The 16,959-nt window shown below is 54.9% G+C and carries 14 protein-coding genes; 10 read left to right on the top strand and 4 right to left on the bottom strand.

Features of this window, described 5'->3' with window-relative positions:
* Positions 1-268: 268 nt before the first annotated feature.
* A complete protein-coding gene (locus tag K8V32_RS13625) occupies positions 269-1,024 on the bottom strand; it encodes a SurA N-terminal domain-containing protein (protein WP_303908625.1) in 756 nt (251 codons plus the stop codon).
* 234 nt (positions 1,025-1,258) lie between these two features.
* On the opposite strand from K8V32_RS13625, the gene K8V32_RS14675 reads away from it, so the two are divergent.
* Together K8V32_RS14675 and K8V32_RS13615 are read left to right on the top strand one after the other, a co-directional pair.
* Complete coding sequence (locus K8V32_RS14675; protein WP_369681075.1) at positions 1,259-1,507, top strand: hypothetical protein; 249 nt, start codon at positions 1,259-1,261, stop codon at positions 1,505-1,507.
* Positions 1,508-1,512: 5 nt separating this feature from the next.
* Positions 1,513-2,982 carry an aldehyde dehydrogenase family protein gene (locus tag K8V32_RS13615; protein WP_303908622.1) on the top strand — a complete coding sequence of 490 codons (1,470 nt, stop codon included), beginning with the start codon at positions 1,513-1,515 and terminating at the stop codon, positions 2,980-2,982.
* A gap of 34 nt (positions 2,983-3,016) precedes the next feature.
* Here the strand turns inward: K8V32_RS13615 and K8V32_RS13610 are convergent, their stop codons facing one another.
* A complete protein-coding gene (locus tag K8V32_RS13610) occupies positions 3,017-4,051 on the bottom strand; it encodes a LacI family DNA-binding transcriptional regulator (RefSeq protein WP_303908619.1) in 1,035 nt (344 codons plus the stop codon).
* A gap of 153 nt (positions 4,052-4,204) precedes the next feature.
* Between K8V32_RS13610 and K8V32_RS13605 the strand changes: the two genes are divergently transcribed.
* Genes K8V32_RS13605 through K8V32_RS13590 form a run of 4 tightly spaced genes read left to right on the top strand, consistent with a single transcriptional unit; the run spans position 4,205 to position 9,386 of the window.
* Complete coding sequence (locus K8V32_RS13605; protein ID WP_303908614.1) at positions 4,205-5,869, top strand: HAD-IA family hydrolase; 1,665 nt, start codon at positions 4,205-4,207, stop codon at positions 5,867-5,869.
* Positions 5,870-5,917: 48 nt separating this feature from the next.
* Positions 5,918-6,820 carry a DUF8171 family membrane protein gene (locus tag K8V32_RS13600; protein ID WP_303908611.1) on the top strand — a complete coding sequence of 301 codons (903 nt, stop codon included), beginning with the start codon at positions 5,918-5,920 and terminating at the stop codon, positions 6,818-6,820.
* Positions 6,820-8,553, top strand: a complete 1,734-nt coding sequence (locus K8V32_RS13595; RefSeq protein ID WP_303908608.1) for an ABC transporter ATP-binding protein — start codon at positions 6,820-6,822, stop codon at positions 8,551-8,553. Before K8V32_RS13600 ends, K8V32_RS13595 begins: the two co-directional genes overlap by 1 nt.
* Positions 8,550-9,386, top strand: a complete 837-nt coding sequence (locus K8V32_RS13590) for an energy-coupling factor transporter transmembrane component T family protein (RefSeq protein WP_303908605.1) — start codon at positions 8,550-8,552, stop codon at positions 9,384-9,386. Before K8V32_RS13595 ends, K8V32_RS13590 begins: the two co-directional genes overlap by 4 nt.
* A gap of 22 nt (positions 9,387-9,408) precedes the next feature.
* Here the strand turns inward: K8V32_RS13590 and K8V32_RS13585 are convergent, their stop codons facing one another.
* Together K8V32_RS13585 and K8V32_RS13580 are read right to left on the bottom strand one after the other, a co-directional pair.
* Positions 9,409-10,140, bottom strand: a complete 732-nt coding sequence (locus tag K8V32_RS13585; RefSeq protein ID WP_303908601.1) for a PIG-L deacetylase family protein — start codon at positions 10,138-10,140, stop codon at positions 9,409-9,411.
* A gap of 2 nt (positions 10,141-10,142) precedes the next feature.
* Entirely contained in the window at positions 10,143-10,463 is a 321-nt protein-coding gene (locus K8V32_RS13580; protein WP_303908598.1) for a putative quinol monooxygenase, read from the bottom strand.
* A gap of 230 nt (positions 10,464-10,693) precedes the next feature.
* Between K8V32_RS13580 and K8V32_RS13575 the strand changes: the two genes are divergently transcribed.
* The 4 genes from K8V32_RS13575 to K8V32_RS13560 all read left to right on the top strand — a co-directional run bounded on the left by K8V32_RS13575 (position 10,694) and on the right by K8V32_RS13560 (position 16,940).
* Positions 10,694-12,292 carry an AAA family ATPase gene (locus K8V32_RS13575; protein WP_303908595.1) on the top strand — a complete coding sequence of 533 codons (1,599 nt, stop codon included), beginning with the start codon at positions 10,694-10,696 and terminating at the stop codon, positions 12,290-12,292.
* A 70-nt stretch (positions 12,293-12,362) separates the two neighbouring features.
* Positions 12,363-13,232, top strand: coding sequence for a catechol 1,2-dioxygenase (gene catA / locus K8V32_RS13570; protein ID WP_303908593.1), 870 nt, complete (start codon positions 12,363-12,365; stop codon positions 13,230-13,232).
* 1,153 nt (positions 13,233-14,385) lie between these two features.
* Complete coding sequence (gene glnT / locus K8V32_RS13565; protein ID WP_303908589.1) at positions 14,386-15,780, top strand: type III glutamate--ammonia ligase; 1,395 nt, start codon at positions 14,386-14,388, stop codon at positions 15,778-15,780.
* Positions 15,781-15,824: 44 nt separating this feature from the next.
* Positions 15,825-16,940 carry an ammonium transporter family protein gene (locus K8V32_RS13560; protein WP_303908586.1) on the top strand — a complete coding sequence of 372 codons (1,116 nt, stop codon included), beginning with the start codon at positions 15,825-15,827 and terminating at the stop codon, positions 16,938-16,940.
* The last annotated feature ends 19 nt before the right edge of the window (positions 16,941-16,959 follow it).

The raw sequence follows: 16,959 nt of genomic DNA, 5'->3' as shown, positions 1-16,959 counted from the left end.
ATTCAGTCCGTGACAGATGCCGGGATCGTGATTGATTTTGGTACCCCACGGCAATTCGGCCTGGGCAAGGACCAAGTCGCAGCCGTTCGAAACGAAATCATCACGCAACTCGGTCAGGAATAACTCCGAGCAATGCCAACTTCAGGCAGACAGGCTGCAGTGCATGATCACTTGCACTGCAGCCTGTCGTCAGGGTGCTGGCATTTTTGTGGTGCAACGTCGCACCGACGCACGCCGAACACCTTTGAGATGCCCGGATGCTGCGTGTTTAGAGGTGTGTTTCGATGTCAGCTTGCTCACGGAGTTCTTCAATACGACCGGAAAGGACCTCATTTTCCTTTTCTGCGGTCGCTTGCTCGGTGAGCTGTTTTTCCATTTCTTCAAATGATGGCACCTCTTGTGCATGGTCTTCTTCGACCTGTTCATTCATGGCTTCCAGTTGTTCGACCTGCTGATCGTACATCTCTTGTAGTTCGTCATCGGTTGGCTCTGCGACATCAAGATCCTCAATAACCTGCTGGATGAGGACCTCTTTATGGAGATCTTCTCGGACGCGCTCCTCGCTGAGCCCTTGAGACTTAAACTCTTCCATGAGTGCCTCGCCTGATTCTAAGCCGTTTTCTTCGGCCATCGTGGCTAAGAGCTCATCGACATCTTCCTCAGAGGAGCTGAAGCCTTGGTCTTCGGCTTCCATCGTCAGTAGCTCAGAATTGATCATCATTTCCAACGCCTGGGATTTCAACTCATCCTGGTCCGGTTCTTCACCGGTCATTTGTGACTGCATGGCAAGCTGCTGAAACTGTGCCTCGTAGCTCTCAGCAAACACTTCCCCAGAAATCTCACGGTCGTTGACTACCGCAACAACATCAGGAATATTATCCAGCTCAGGTTCAGGTAAGGGCTGTTCACCTTGTTGACTTTGTTCTGTCTGCTCCGAAGCTGACTCGTCGCCATCGGCGCCGCATGCGGCCAGGCTGAACGCAGCCAACGCTGCAGCGATGCTCAAGAGTAGTTTTTTGGGCATGACTGTCCCCTCCGTCGGTTCTGTGGTTCGTATTGCGCCGAGGCTAGCAAGACCGGCTGTGAACGGCATTCAGCTCACACTCAGCAGATTCCCAGTAGTACAGCCAAAGTATTGGGTGAAAACTCGCGTTGTGAAAACAACCTGATCTCACTATGCTCAGGATTATGGGCTGCATCACATGGAGCTTTGTGTTTTGGTAGCCCGTCGTTCATTATTGTGACAAAGGAACGGCCCATGGCGCCATCGATTCACCAGAATCCACCATCCATTTCTCTACAAGACATACTTGAGCGGTCTGCAAACCCCGTCGAGTACATGCGCAATGCCCCCGTGATCTGGGGCGAACCCGACGGCGACAGTCGAAAAACCACTGTAGAAGATCACCAACAAATTGAAGTCGGGGTCACCGTTGCACCGGTGCCCTATTCCAGAGCAGTCCGTGATTCCTATGAAGGCGCATGGCGTAAGAAGGGACAAGTGTAGTGACCATGAAAACCAACATCCTCCACACGCAATTATATTATGGCGGACGCTATTACGATGCGTCGCACAGTTTTGATACCGAACACGTCATGGAAATTCGCAATCCGGCTCGGCCCTCACATATCGTTGGGATGGCTGCAGCCGCAACCCGTGATCAAGCGCTAAGAGGCGTGTCGGCGGCAAAACAAGCGTTTCCAGATTGGGCGGCGACCAGCCCACAGCATCGTGCGGAATTGCTGATGGCCGCTGCCGGCACGGTGATGGAAAATTCGGAACAAGAGGCCCGCCTATTATCTGAAGAAAACGGCAAGGTCATTGGCGAATCCACCTTTGATCTGATGGGCTTGGTGCAACGCACCGAATTGGCCTGCGGTCTGGCAGACCGGGTTGATGAGGTCGACACCCTGCCCGGCCCACCAACCGAAACGATTGTGTCGTTCAAGCCAATGGGCGTGGTGACGATCATTGTGCCCTTTAACTGGCCGATTGCCATCCTGGGGGCTTCCATGCCCTATGCGCTCATGGCGGGCAACACGGTGATCGTCAAACCGCCACCCAGCGCGCCGTTAGCGATTACTCGCGCGGTGCAACGTTATGCTGAAAAACTTCCGCCCGGTGTGCTGAATGTGATCACCGGTGAAGACGCCGAAATTGGTGCCGCACTGGTATCCAATGAAGACGTCGCCAAAGTGTGCTTTACGGGATCCGTCAACGGTGGCAAACGTATTATGACCATGGCAGCAGAAACCATGACGAGCGTTCTGTTAGAACTTGGTGGCAACGACGGGGTGCTGATCCTCGACGACGCTGAATTCACCCCAGATAATATGGACGGACTCTTCGCTGGCATCTATGGTTCCACCGGCCAGATTTGTATGAACGCCAAGCGCATCTACGTACATAATTCCAAGAAACAAGAGCTCATCGACGAACTGACCAAACGTCTGGAAACAGTCAAACTTGGCCCAGCCTCGGATCCAGACACCACCATGGGTCCGTTACATCAAAAATCACAGTGGGACTACGTCACGCAACTGGTACAAGAGGCCAAAGACGCTGGTGCCGATGTGCGGGAATTCGGCGAGATGCCCACCGGAGCTTGGGCTGGCGGAAACTTCATCTTGCCATCCATCATCATTGACCCTGACCCCAACCTTCGGGTGGTGACCGAAGAACAATTCGGTCCAACCATCCCTATTATTGGCTTTGATGACGTCGAAGAAGGCATCCGATTGGTCAACGATACACGCTACGGGTTGTGTAATAGCGTGTGGACCACCAATGAACAGACGGCTCGAGAGGTCGGGTCCAGACTCCAGGCCGGCTACGTATTCCACAACGCTCACGGAGCGCCAAGCCTTGATCAGCGAGCACCCTTTGGAGGGATCAAACAATCCGGCATGGGCCGGGAAATGGGCCTGATTGGGCTGCGAGAATTCCAAGAACCGCACGCCTTGGGCATCAACAAAGACTAGTCTGGTACGAACCAACCCCTGGGCTAGCTCAGGTTCAGCCTTGGGTCTGCGATGATGATCCCCGAACCACCAGTTCGGGGGTCATGATCGTGACTCGTTGTTCGGTGTTGCCCGCCAGACGTTCCAGCAAAAACTGCATGGCTTGTTTGCCCATCGCGTTGCGCGGCTGGTTAATACTGGTCAATGCTGGGCGCACCGCGCTTGCTAGCTGCGAGTTGTTATACCCAACCAACGCCAAATCCTGGGGAATCCGGTAGCCGCGATCTAGTGCTGCTCCCAAGAGGCGTGCGGCGGTCCCGTCGGTCGAGACCACCAGCGCAGTCGGTGCGTCGGCTGCTGACTCACCAGCTATAGCATCGAGGACCGTTTCAGGAAATCCGGGAGTTCTCGGGTGATGATCCGCCATCCGCCAGCGGTAGTCCAACCCCAACTCTTGCATCGTATGCTCGTAGGCTTCACCGCGGGCTCGGACGGCGGCCTGCTTTGAGGTCGCGATAAAACCGATGCGACGATGCCCCTGAGCGTAGAGATGCTCTACAGCTAGGCAGCCGCCCAACCAGTCGTCATTATGAATCACATCCACCAGCTCACCGGCATCATCGGGACGTCCGACAATGACCACGGGACGTTGCCGGACGGCGGCATCCAAAACCGTGCGCGGAACACGAGACGAAACAATAATCAACCCATCAACGCCCAACTGCAGCATCCGCTGGACACCACGAGCCAGGTGGTCAGGATCGCGCCGCCCATGAGTCAACACCACCTCATAGTCCTCGGCCAAGGCCTCATCTTCGATCCCGACAACCACATCGGCGTTATAAGCGCTGGCAATATCGGTGGTCACGACACCGATCAGACGTGTTTGGCCCCGAACAAGCGAACGAGCCCACGTATTTGAGGTGTACCCGATGTCCTGGGCGGCCGATAAAATCTTGGTCCGAGATGCCTCACTCACACCGGGTTTATTGGCCAGAGCCAAAGAAACCAGTGATTTGGAGACTCCTGCAGCACGCGCCACGTCAATGATGGTGGGACGGGAGTATTGGGACGATGGTGTGGTTGCCATGGTTCTACTTGTAGCACGATCTTGACTCAACAGAGAGCGACCGCGGCGGAAAACCGATAAAAATTTGGAACGTTCCAAGACTTGTTTGGAACGTTCCAAACCGTTCACCTTTGCGACAGCTTAAAGCCAACATCGCCACTTAGCTTCATGGGTATGACTTCACTTCATACCCAGCAAAGCGTTCCGGTGATGGCAGATGCACCGGGCCAGAGCTTTGCAACATTGTCGGCTCTTCCAGTACCCAAAGCCATTCTGTTAGATTTCGGCGGGGTCATTTTTGAGACCTCGAAACACCCCGAGGGCAGAGATCGGCTCGCAGCGCTGTATCAGCAGCGATTACAAGACGCGGGTATGGAATTCTCCGTGGAGCGGTTACGACACAGCATTGATGCTGGACTGACCGCATTAAAGGCGTGGAAAAATGCCTCAAGTCGTCGACTGGCACCTCGGGAGTTGACCCACCGCGAAGTCATCACCGACTTTATGGTGTCAGACCTGCCTGCCGGAGCGCGCGAACTCCTGGCCAGTCACGCCCCCGATCTGTTAGTCCAGCAGAATCGCCTGATCTCCGATCATCACCTCCGCCCAGGAATTGCCGAACTTATCACCGTCGCGCAGCGTGCCAATATCCCGCTAGGGATCGTGTCCAACGCTCACGCCGGTGCCTCACACCGGCAACTCCTAGATGAACATCATCTCGGCGACGTCTTTGCTGTGCAGATTTACTCGGACGAAGTTGGCATTCGTAAACCGCATCCAGAGGTGTTGCAGCTGGCCGCCGATGCACTCAACGTTGAGCCGTCACAATGCTGGTATGTCGGTGACACTCAAGATCGCGACGTCGTAGCTGGCCGACGCGCAAACGTTGGGGCGGTCCTGCTGACGCGCTGTCACCACACTGACACCCCACCCTTTGCGGTGTCCGAGCGTGCCGATATGGTCTTTGAAACCCCTCGCGGACTGATCGAGTTGCTAGAAGACACACTCGCAGCCCCCGAACCACAAGACGCGCTGCCAGCCACGGACACACCGCACCAGACCAACCGGTGGACCCTGCTGATAGATCACGGTGGGGTCATCTCAACATCCGTACAAGACCTGCAGCAACAACAAGACTTTCAAACCAAACTCGCCCGACTGCTCGAACCCGTGGCAGGGGAGCAGGATCCAGCGCAATTGGCCAGGACCATCATGACGTCGGCCCTGGCTGATCATCAGCAACGCAAAGCCCAGCGGCATCAACTGGGGGATCATACCGAGGTGACACCTCAGGAATTTTGGAGCGTCCCCGACGCTGTCGGTGTGACTGCAGCGGTGCGTGCACGATTGCGTTCCGAATGCAGTGGACTCATGGCTGCCTGGGGGCAAGCCAAATCACGTCGCACCATACGTACGGGCGTCGTCGAACTCATGCAATGGTGTGCTCAACACGGACACCGCATCGTGGTGGTAACAAACACTGTATCGGGTACAGCAGTCCGGTCGCAGCTGGAAGACCACGGCATCGCCCAGTACATCACGGCGGTAGTAGCCTCCGATGAATTCGGTAAACGAAAACCGGACCCAAGCATTGTCCAAGCTGCCTTAGACATTGCTGGGGCAGATCCACAACGCACAGTCTTTCTCGGCGACAAACCCGACACCGATGGGCGCGGTGCCACAGCATGCAATATCGCCTACCGTGTCCTGGTCCGCGGCGGCAGCACCGCCGAACCCGCATTACAAACAGCTCTTGCCGACAACCTAGCAACCCACCTGGTAGACGAACCCGGTGACGTGCTGTCACTGATGCAATCGGCAACCAGACTCACACACTGATCGTTGACTCAAAATCCGAGCCCACACCCTGAGAAGGAGAACACTTCCATGAACGCTGTATACCAACGCGCAGGCCAATTGCGCGGCACCTCCAACGACGGCAAGACCAACCGGTATGACCTGTCCGGTCCCCAAAAGCTGATGATCTTCGTCTTGTCCATGGCCCTATTTGGCCTGTCGAACATCTTATTAGAGATCATCCCGGATGTGAGCATCGGTCCGGTAGATATCTCGGTGGCCTACTTCGTGTTTATCCCACTGACAATGGCGGCACTGTTTAGCCCATTTTGGGCAGCGCTGGGTGCGCCACTGGGCGAAATTATCTTCACGGACTTGCTCATGGGCGACTTCTCCGGGCTGTCCGAAGTGGAGGGCTTCATCCAGTTGTTCCTGGCCATCTACATCGCAGGCTCACTGATTCGCAACCCTGAAAACCGCATGCAGATCACCATTGGCGCGATTACGATCGTATTCATCGACAAACTCTTATCCGCAGTTGTCGACCTCGCCAAAGTGTGGGTCGGCGTCGAAGAAGCCGAATTCGTTGAAGGCCTACCCGAATCCATGCTGCTCTTGGAAGGCATCGGTTTCGGCGTCGACATTATTATTTCGGGCATCATCTTCGGTGTTCTGCCAGCCCTGTGGCTGATTCCGGCACTGCACGGCAAAATTGAACCGTTGATGGGCATGCGCCCACGTGTTCCAGGTGAACCCATCCCCGGAAAAGCTCCCAACTCCGGTCTATTCGTCGGTGCAGTCCTGCTGCTATCCGTTGCGTCGTTCTTCTTCGCATTCTTGGAAGCCTGGGATGTCAGCATTGGCGCATTCGAACCGGAGTTTCTCGAAGAATACGGCAGCGGCTTCTTGTGGGTTTCGGTTGCAGCAATTGTCGTAGTCACCGCCGCTGCCATCCTGTTCTTTAAGAAAGCGCAGCAGAAAGAGGACCAGTAATGCCTGCTGAAACAGCAATTGCCCTGCATGACGTCTCGTTTCGTTATCCTGGGGCACAAGAAGACACGTTGCGAAACGTTAATCTGCATATTCATGCCGGAGATTTCGTGACCGTGGTGGGTGGCAACGGTTCAGCCAAGACCACGATGTGTAAAACCTTCAATGGGCTGGTACCCCATTATTGGACCGGCGATTTCGCGGGGGTTGCCGAAGTGTGCGGGATTGACACATATACCTCCAGCGTGGCCGAGCTGTCGGCTCGGGTTGGGTATGTCTATCAGGACTTCATGAACCAACTGGTGCGGCCCACGGTGCGCGACGAAATCTCGTTTAGTCCCATCAACTTTGGGCTGGCAGATTATGCCGAGCGCACTGCCGAAGCACTGGAAATGTTGCGCATCACCGAGTTGTCGGATCGTTATGTCTGGCAGCTTTCAGGGGGTCAGGGACACTTGACCGCTCTGGCATCGGTGCTGGCAATGCGTCCTGAGATTATTGTCGTGGACGAGCCGGTTGCCGAACTCGACCCGGCTCGTGCATTGGAAATTTATGAGCGCCTGGAAGTGCTCAATGAACAGCACGGCATCACGGTGGTTACCATTGAACACCATGCGGAATTTATCGCGCAGTTCGCCAAATCAGTGGTGCTGATGCATCAGGGCAGCCCCGTGTGGCATCTGCCGGTGCAAGATGCAGTCAATCGTTCCGCCGAGCTGGCAGAACACGGCATCCCGGCACCACAGGTGGTCCAAGCGGCTCAGGCATTGGGCCATGACCAAGCACCACGCACGGTCGCCGAGGCAGCACACTTGCTCGGTTCCGTCCCGAGTCCCGATACCACCGCGCCTGCAATCGAGGGCGTCGACTCGAGACAACCGGTGGTTGCACAAGTCGATGATGTCCACCATAGTTACCGCACCGTGAAATCTGCCCTGCAACCGGTGCTCAACGGTGTTGATCTGCAGATCCGACGTGGTGACCGGGTCGCATTGGTTGGTGGCAACGGGTCGGGAAAGACCACCTTGTTGAAGCTGTTGGCGGGCATTATGGTGCCACGCTTCGGCGACGTGATGCTTGACGGGATCAACACCCGTTCCAAGTCTGCCGCCAAACTATCCGACCAGGTTGCTTATCTCTGGCAGCAGCCGCAGCAGATGTTCTTAAAGGAATCGATTGAAAAGGACATTGCGTTATACCCTCAAGAACGCAACATCCCTCAGTGGCAGCACATCGTCGAGCACACCCTGGAACAGGTGCGCCTGTCGGAATTTTCGGATCGCGACGGTCGAACACTATCGGGTGGACAACAACGACGTGCCACCGTGGCCATCGGCCTTGCGATGCAGCCGAAACTGCTGCTGCTTGATGAACCAACCGCCTCGCTGGATATCGACAGTCGTGACGCCGTGATCACCATGTTGGACGACCTTGCACATGTCATCAACAGTGCGGTGGTCGCAACCCACGATATGAGTCTGGTCGCGGAATGGGCCAACCGTGTGATCGTGTTGCAAAACGGTCGCGTCGCGGCTGACCTGCATCCCAGAGCACTCTTTGACGACCAGGATCTATTGGCCCAAGCACATTTAGTACCCTCACAAATTACCCAGTTGGGGCAAGCAATCGGACTCACCCCACCACCATTATCGGTAGAAGAATTTGTGGCCCGATTCCAGGCAGCCCGACCTGCCCTCGACCTCAACAGCCACACGGTAGGAGCCCCGCGAATATGACACGAAAACAACGCGATGTTCTCAGCGTGGAATGGGTCAAACTCGAACTCATTCGCACCGCCTATGCCACCCGCGGCGGGTTATTTGCCGCAATGGACCCAAGAATGGTGCTGGGCTGGTATCTGATGCTGGCCATTATCCCGTGGTTTACCCACAATCTCACAGTGCTAGCTGTGTTATTTGTGATGGGTGCCGTTGCGGTCGCACTGGCTCGAGTCGGCCCGCTGATTTTAGCATTATTCGTATTCGGTCTGATCATGGAATCGGTATACATCTTTGTCGCTGCGATATTCTTCGGCGGGGATGTGTCAACGGTTGTAGCACTCTTAGAGCTGACACTAAAACTGGGCACGATCTCGATGGCTTCAATGGCCGCGTTCGTTTCACTGGATCCAGAGAAACTCTCGGATGCGCTCTTATCCCTGCGGGCCCCAGCATTGTTGGCCTTTGCCGTGAGCTACGGCTATCGCATGCTGCCCATTCTGGTGGAAGAGTTCAACACAGTCTTCGATAATTACCGACTGCGATCAGCGCCACCCGAAAAGCCTGGCATATTGGGATACCGAACAGTCGTGCACTGGATCAAAATGGCGGTTTTGTCCTTCTATCCGATTTTTCTGAACACTGCCCAATCAGTAAGAACCACAGTCGAGGCACTAGAAACTCGGGGTTTCACCTATGCGACGGTAGATCAGCGCGGCCGAAATATTCGGTTAGCGTACCTCAAAGTGCGCTGGCTGGACGTCGTCGTGCTAGCACTGACGTCCCTACTCATCGCCGGTGCCTTCTGGGTGGGTGCCCAGTGGCCGATTTATCACACCGATCTGACCTAGTGACGACGTCGCAGCCGCGGACCTAGTGCTGTGCGAGGCCCATGGCATAGGGCACACCGGCGGACTCGCCGGTGGCCGCCAGCATTGGCGGGATGAACAACTCAGGCTTGGGATGATCGGGCAGATCAGCCAAATAGGCTTTATGGGCAGTCAAAGAAGCCACCGATTTTTCCACGCTTGACTCCGAAATCTCCACGAAGTGTGTCGGCGTGGCTCCAGTGAGCAATACAGTGGGCGTTTGCCAAGGTTGGACGCCGTCGTCGAATTGGTCGGTAAATAACCACCTATTACCGGCATCACGTGAAGCATCGATGGCCGCTAAGCCCACCGCCCGATGGTCTGGATGATCAAGTCCCCAGGCAACGTGGAGCTCACCAGAACCGGTGACGATAGCATCTGGCTGAAATGCGCGGATTTCATAGGCCAGGGCTTTTCGCAGTGCGATCCCGTATTCGACCAACCCGTCGGGAAAATCCAAGATGCGTAGATACTCGACACCGACAATGTCGCAGGCTGTCCGTTGTTCTGCGGCACGCAGTTGGCGAGCTTCAGCCGGTGGTCGCTGCATACCTGCTTCCCCGCCGGTGGCCAGCACATAGCCGACGTTAATACCGCGAGCAGTCCATTCCGCCACGGCAGCAGAAGTGCCGTACTCGGCATCGTCGGGGTGAGCTACGATCACCAAAACCCGCTCGAACTTCCCGTCATCGAGCGGTTGGAGTCCGGAATCCGGTGGTCTGGGGGCCTCTGCCACGGTTAATTCACCGCCATTTCGCCCAGCTCATCCCAGTGCTCACCTTCAATGAGCATGTTGCGAACCCTAGGGGTTTCTTGCAGTAGTGGTGGCAGGTCTTGCTGTGCTTTTTTGAAGTGCGCGGATGTCACATGGGCTTCCGCGGCATCATCTTTGAATGCTTCTAGCAACACGTATTCATTTGGGTCTTCGACACTTCGAGACCAGTCAAACCACAGGCAACCGGGTTCATTTCGAGTCGCTTCAGTAAACTCTCGAGTGTGCTCGGGCCACTGGTCGGCGTATTCGGGGCGGACTTTGAACTTAGCAGCGATAAAAATCATGGCTTGACTCCTCTGAAGTATGGCGGATATTGGGCAGTGGTGCTGCCGCATCCAGCCTGTCATGCACCCTGTGCGTGAGCAAGCGTGTCGGAATAATTGCGCACTATTTATATCTGTGAGATTTCAATCACGTGTGATCTTGTATTTAATTCATCACAACAACTTGTGTAGGGTGAACAACATTATCGGGTGATGATCATCACCGAAATGGCGTGCTTGAGGAGAGTTGAATGTTCGTTGCTCCGGCTGAGGTAGTTGCTGCCACTACGTCGTCAGATTTAGAAAAGGCCAGGCGTCAAGCGAAGAACTGGCGCTCCAAAGATATGGGGATAGCCGAGCAGTATCTGACGGACGTTGCTCTGGAAGATCTGGTTGCTGCTGCCGTACAGCTCGAAGATGAGCCGTTTCGTCGTGCCGTTGAAGCCGTGCAGTTGGCCCGAGCAGGTCAATTTCAGCCGATCCCGCACATTGACTCCGCTGCCGAAATGTTCCGTGAATTCCTGAAGCTAGAACTGATTGACGGGTGGCTCTATGTCCAAGAACCCGATGGTTACCTGCACCCTTACTTGGTAATCCGCATTGAAATGGAACATGCCGACCGCTCACGCGAGGCACGCATCAAGATCACCATGGAAGCCGACAACCCTACGGTTCGTCGCCCCTCCCGTGCGCCACGAGTACTGTATTTTGAGGATTCCGAGCTGGTGGGCAAGACCCCAGCAGATGTGCTGACACGTCACCGAGTCTTTAAAGAAACCCCCGAGCTCAAAGCCGAATACCAAAAGCGCCGCGACGCGTTTCAGGACCTTATTGATAACGGATTTGGCAAACAGTACCTCTTTACCGGTCGTGCGATTCGTACCGAAGACTTCCGATCAGCTAAAGACCGTACCCAACGCAAAGTCGTACACGACATTGCTCCGGAAGACATTGCCCCATTACGCATGGTCACTGCATCCACGCTGTTTGACCTTGAAGAACACGGTACCGTGCCGGTGGTCACCGCCGTCCGCGTCTTTGACCTTTCAGCCCAGGACTACCTGGATGTCAACACTGCCGACCTGACCGAATACATATATGACACGGAGCTCAAAGACAAGCTGGTCCTCCCCAAAGACCAGAGCGAACTGTTAGACATCCTGACCTCGGATATCTCCGTATTCACCGGAGATATCATCGAAGGCAAATCTGCCGGCAACGTCATTTTGGCTCGCGGTCGCCCAGGCGTGGGTAAAACCCTGACCGCGGAAGTCTATGCGGAGGTCATCGGCAAGCCCCTGTATTCGATCCACACCGGATCGCTGGGCATTACCGCAGAACTGGTTCGCCAGAACCTCGAAGAAATCTTTGAGCGAGCCAAACGCTGGGACGCCGTCCTACTATTAGATGAAGCCGATGTCTTCGTCCTAGAGCGAGGATTCGAACTCCAACAAAACGCGATTGTGGCGGAATTCCTGCGAACCCTGGAATACTACGATGGTCTGCTGTTCTTGACCACCAACCGCATTGACGGGGTTGATGAGGCGATTTTGGCCCGGTGTGCGGCAGTCATTGACTATAAGCCGCCACAGGCTGAACATGCTCGTCTGATCTGGCAAAACCTCGCCGCAGAACACAACGTCGTCCTGGATGAGCGGCTGCTCGACCAGCTGGTTGTCGGCTTCGATGGCATCACGCCACGCGATATCAAGATGGTCCTGCGCTTAGCGCTGCGCATGGCAACGCATCGCGGCACAGAATTGTCCATGGACGAGTTTGCTGCTGCAGCTCATTTCCGTGGACTGGCACCCCAATTCGACTTCGAAGACGCCGTAACTTCGGCACACTAATTCACCCACCCACACGATTACGCCGTGACCTCGCAAAAACCACGGCAAGCACAGATAACAGGAGATCCTGATGACCCAAGAAGGTTACCTCTCAGAAGCACCAGCAGCAGCAACCTCTGGTAGCTTGGCTTCGGAACGTTTTGCCGAACGCATGTCAGCAGCTCAGGCTGACGGCGTCGTCGACACCGAACGCGTCGACCTGCTGGCTGGCAAAGCTATCAAAGCACTCAACGACATCATCATCGAAGAACGCGTCAGCTATGACGAATATAATGCGCTGAAAGCTTGGTTGATCAAGGTCGGCGAAGATGGCGAATGGCCACTATTTCTCGATGTCTGGCTGGAACACTCTGTGGAAGAAGTCGCGACCGACCACCGCGAAGGCAATAAAGGCTCCATCGAAGGCCCATACTATGTTGAAGACTCGCCAGAAGTCCCATGGAATGGCACCATTGTCATGCGCGAAGATGAGCCAGGTACGCCACTGAAATTCACCGGCCAGGTCCGTTCGACCGATGGCACCCCGCTGCAAGACGCCCGTGTTGAACTGTGGCACGCCGACAGCGATGGTTTCTACTCCCAGTTTGCCCCGGGCATCCCAGAGTGGAACCTACGCAGTACCTGGGTGGTCAACGCAAACGGCGAATTTGAAATACATACCATTCGCCCTGCCCCGTACCAGATCCCAACCGATGGCGCCTGTGGCCAGCTCATCGCAGCAGCCGGTTGGCACGCCTGGCGTCCAGCGCACCTGCACTTCAAAGTTCATGCACCAGGTCACGAGCTGCTCACCGCGCAGCTGTACTTCCCTGGCGATGAACATAACGACGACGACATTGCCTCGGCCGTCAAGCCAGAACTGATGCTGGACCCACAGCCAGCAGAAAACGGTAAGGGCGAAACCGTCCACTACGACTTCGTGCTGGACCCAGAAGCCTAAGCAGGTTCACAGCAACAAAAATCGGCTTCTGAAGGAGCAAAACCATAGCTGGGAGGAGCGGGGTATCCTGCTCCTCCTGTAGGTGGTTATTGCAATGGTCTTTGGGACATTTCGGGCTGCAAGATCCGGTGAGCCCGACAGACGTACACTGGCGATGACCTTCGACGACTGCTGGCAGCCCAATACCGATTGGATACAGCAGCGGCGGTAGAGCTACTGGGCGACGGAGAATCCCTTGCTGGAAAACAAGTAAGGCCGAGTTGCCGTTCTCGCGTTCCACGCGGCACCTAGAAGCTGTTGTCGAATGGAGTCGTTCTTTCAAGAAATTCCACAGCTGGCGAAGAATTGTCCAACAAATAGTGCACTGCGCGGCGACAAAACCAGCTAAGAGTTTCAGCTACGCTCCGGCGGTATCGGGAAGTTCGCTCCTTTCTGTGCATTGTAGGTTGCACACACTGTGGCCAACTGCATGATCACATGGGGTTGAATAGTTCGTGATAGTCAGTTACTGCAATACGTTCCTGAGGTACCCGAAGATTCATCCCCCTCGTTCGCTCTTGCCGAACAGTCTGCGGGCGAATTCTTGAGATCTAAGGAAAAGGGGCATTTTAGTCTTCAAGAAATGCTTCGATTGTTCACGGAACCTTCATTTGAAGGTCACGCCGGCGTACTGCCCTGGAATGTTGGCAATTATGTCGTGTTGGTTGAGCGTTCTGAGCGCGAGCGGGTGTCATCAGTTGATGACTGACGGTGGCAGCTGCTTGGCCTAGTCGCCTAGCGCGTAGTGGAGCCGAAGTGTCGCGACAATCTGTATCTGATGGGTTGAGGTGCGATGTGCGCCAAGTGGCTTCGGGGTGAAGGCTAGCCACCGTTTCTCTTCGATCCTATAATGTGACATGGTTAACAAAAATTGTCAATCATTCCTGTATGCAAAACGATCAATCTCAATTGGCTAACATGCGAAATTGATATTGTCTACCCCTAATCATCGCCAATTTACCGCATGGTTTCACAGTTGACAGGGTCTAACCCGACTGGAAAAGTTACGTTTCATCGCTGAGTGCACCTCAGATATTTATGTCCGAAACTGTTCTTCGTTCCCACGAGCGAAGAACGACCACGAAGTTCAACTTTCATCTGATAGGAGCGGTCGATGTCCCAGCCACAGTCTGTAGAAGATGTCAAAAAACTCATTAAAGAACATGATATTGAGTTTATTTTTGCCTCATTCACCGAAATTCGGGGTAAATCCAGCGCCAAACTGGTACCAGCAAGTCAAGTTGATGAGCTCTTCAGTGAGGGAGTAGGCTTCGCAGGCTTTGCAGCTGGAGAAATCGGACAGGGCCCTCAGAGCCCTGACATCGAAGTTATTCCAGATCCCAGAACTTTCCGCATCGTGCCTTGGAAGAAAGGTCTGGCGCACGTCATCGGTAACGCCACAGTCGAGGGCAAACCTTGGGCATATTGCCCGCGAACCATCCTGCAGAGCCAAATGAAGAAAGCCGAAGAACAGGGCTTTGTCTTCAAACTTGGTTTCGAAGCAGAATTCATGCTGGTGGACTTCGACGAGGACGGCAAACTCCAGGTCGCCGACAAGTACGATAATTGGGGACGTCCGTGCTACGACGTCAAAGCCCTGACTCGCCAGTATGAACTGATGACTCGTCTGTCGAACTACGTGACTGAGCTTGGCTGGGAAAACTATGCTGTGGACCACGAAGACGGCAACGGACAATTTGAAATCAATGTCACCTTCTCAGACGCACTAGAAACGGCTGACCGATCAGTATTCTTCCGGTACATGGTTGACGCACTGGCTGAAGAATTCGGGCTGATTGCCACCTTCATGCCAAAACCCTTTACCGATAACACCGGTAATGGCATGCACTACACCATGAGCCTGTGGGATAAAGACACCGACGAGAACCTCTTCCTGGATAAGAACGATCCACGCGGTCTCGACCTGTCCGAAGTCGGCTATCAATTCACCGCAGGTATTCTGGACCACGCGCGGGGCTACATGGCCATGGTCGCGCCGACCGTCAACTCATATAAACGACTCAAAGCCGGTACAGAAACGGTTCGCACCTGGGTGCCAGTGGCCATGACCTACGGTGGCAACAACCGCACTCAGATGATGCGTATCGCCCGCTCCGGTGCCATCGAAGACCGCACACCAGACTTCTCCGGCAGCACCTACCTGGGCTTTACTGCCGCCTTGGCGTCCGGCTTGGACGGCATTCAGCGCAAACTGGACCCGGGTGAACCAAATGATCTCGATCTTTATCTGACACCACCACGTGAAATCGAGCGTCGCGGTATTCGTACGCTGCCACACTCCCTGATGGAATCGATCCACTACCTTGTCAAAGACGATGTCCTGCGCGAAGCCTTTGGTCAGGTCCCCATCGATGACGAATATGGGCGCCCATCCGATGAAACCGAAGCATTCGTCGATCACTACGCCCGCATCAAGCGCGCTGAGTACCACAAGGTGACTGATGAAGTCACTGCCCATGAAATTGATCGCTACCTGCGCTTCCCGTAGGTAGGAAAGTTCCTAACAAGGTCTAACCCAAGGGATGTGACCCAATGAATGTCGCCTCACTCACCCTGACAAATTTCCAAGCCACAACAGCGGATGTCAACGACCAAGTGGCCGAACTCTTCCAGTTCCACCGCGGTCAAGACGTATTCTTCATGCTCATGCTCGTGGCGTTTTTGATGATGTTCATCCGACGCTACGAGTGGGGAGTTGCCCTGGCAACACTATTGGTGTTTGCCACCTCCTTCCCGCTGTATATCCTCGCGCAGACCGGAATATTCGGCGCCGAATTAAACGTTGAGTTGATTATCGGAGCGGCCTTTGCTGCGATCACATTGGTGATTGCGATCGGCGTATTCTTGGGTCACATCTCTACTATTTCGTACTTATTGGTGGGCGTTTTATTCGTCCCCAGCTACATATTCATCGAATGGTTCCTATTCCAATTCTTGGACGGCGTCCTGGACGCCGGCGGCTCAATTCTGGTCCACATGTTCGCCGCCTACTGGGGGCTTGGCGTCATTCTTGGCCTACGGAATAAAGCCGTGAATGATGAACCTGCAGCCACTAGTGTGCACTCTGTGTCCTTTGTATGGCTGGCTTCGATGTTGCTGATGGTTCTGTGGCCATCCTTTGTAACAGCGCTGCTACCGCCAGAAGACATCATTCCTGGCATGGCCAATACCTATCTGGCGATGGTGGCTTCAATCCTGGCGACCTACGTGATACTTTGGGCTCTGAAACGCACTATTGATCCGTTGGTCTTTACTTACGCTATCCTGGCCGGTGGGGTTGCCATTGGTGCAAGTGTTGATCTTGCAAACCCCTGGCAATCCTGGGTCATCGGACTCATTGCGGGTGCGGTGTCCACACTTTCCTTCCTGTTCCTCGACGAATGGTTGCGGGGCAAGACCGGAGTGTGGGACACCATGGGTGTGCATAACCTGCACGGCGTCCCTGGGATCGTCGGCGGGCTCGCCCCCATCGTGCTTGGCTTTGCCGGTGGCTCACAAGCCATTGCGGTTCTTGGCACGCTCGTCATCGCGTTGATCCTAGGCGCCATCGTCGGATTGATTCTGAGGATTATGCCTAGGCCAACCAAGATGCTCGACGATGCCGAAGCATTCCCCGCCGAAGAGATGCGCGCCACAGACCCTGCCTAGGCAGGAAAACTTTACCAAC

It is taken from the genome of Enteractinococcus helveticum (assembly GCF_020742345.1).
Taxonomy (GTDB): Bacteria; Actinomycetota; Actinomycetes; order Actinomycetales; family Micrococcaceae; genus Yaniella; species Yaniella helvetica_A.
The sequence above is the reverse complement of the archived record's forward strand: the minus strand, read 5'-3'. Positions and strand labels throughout refer to the sequence as shown.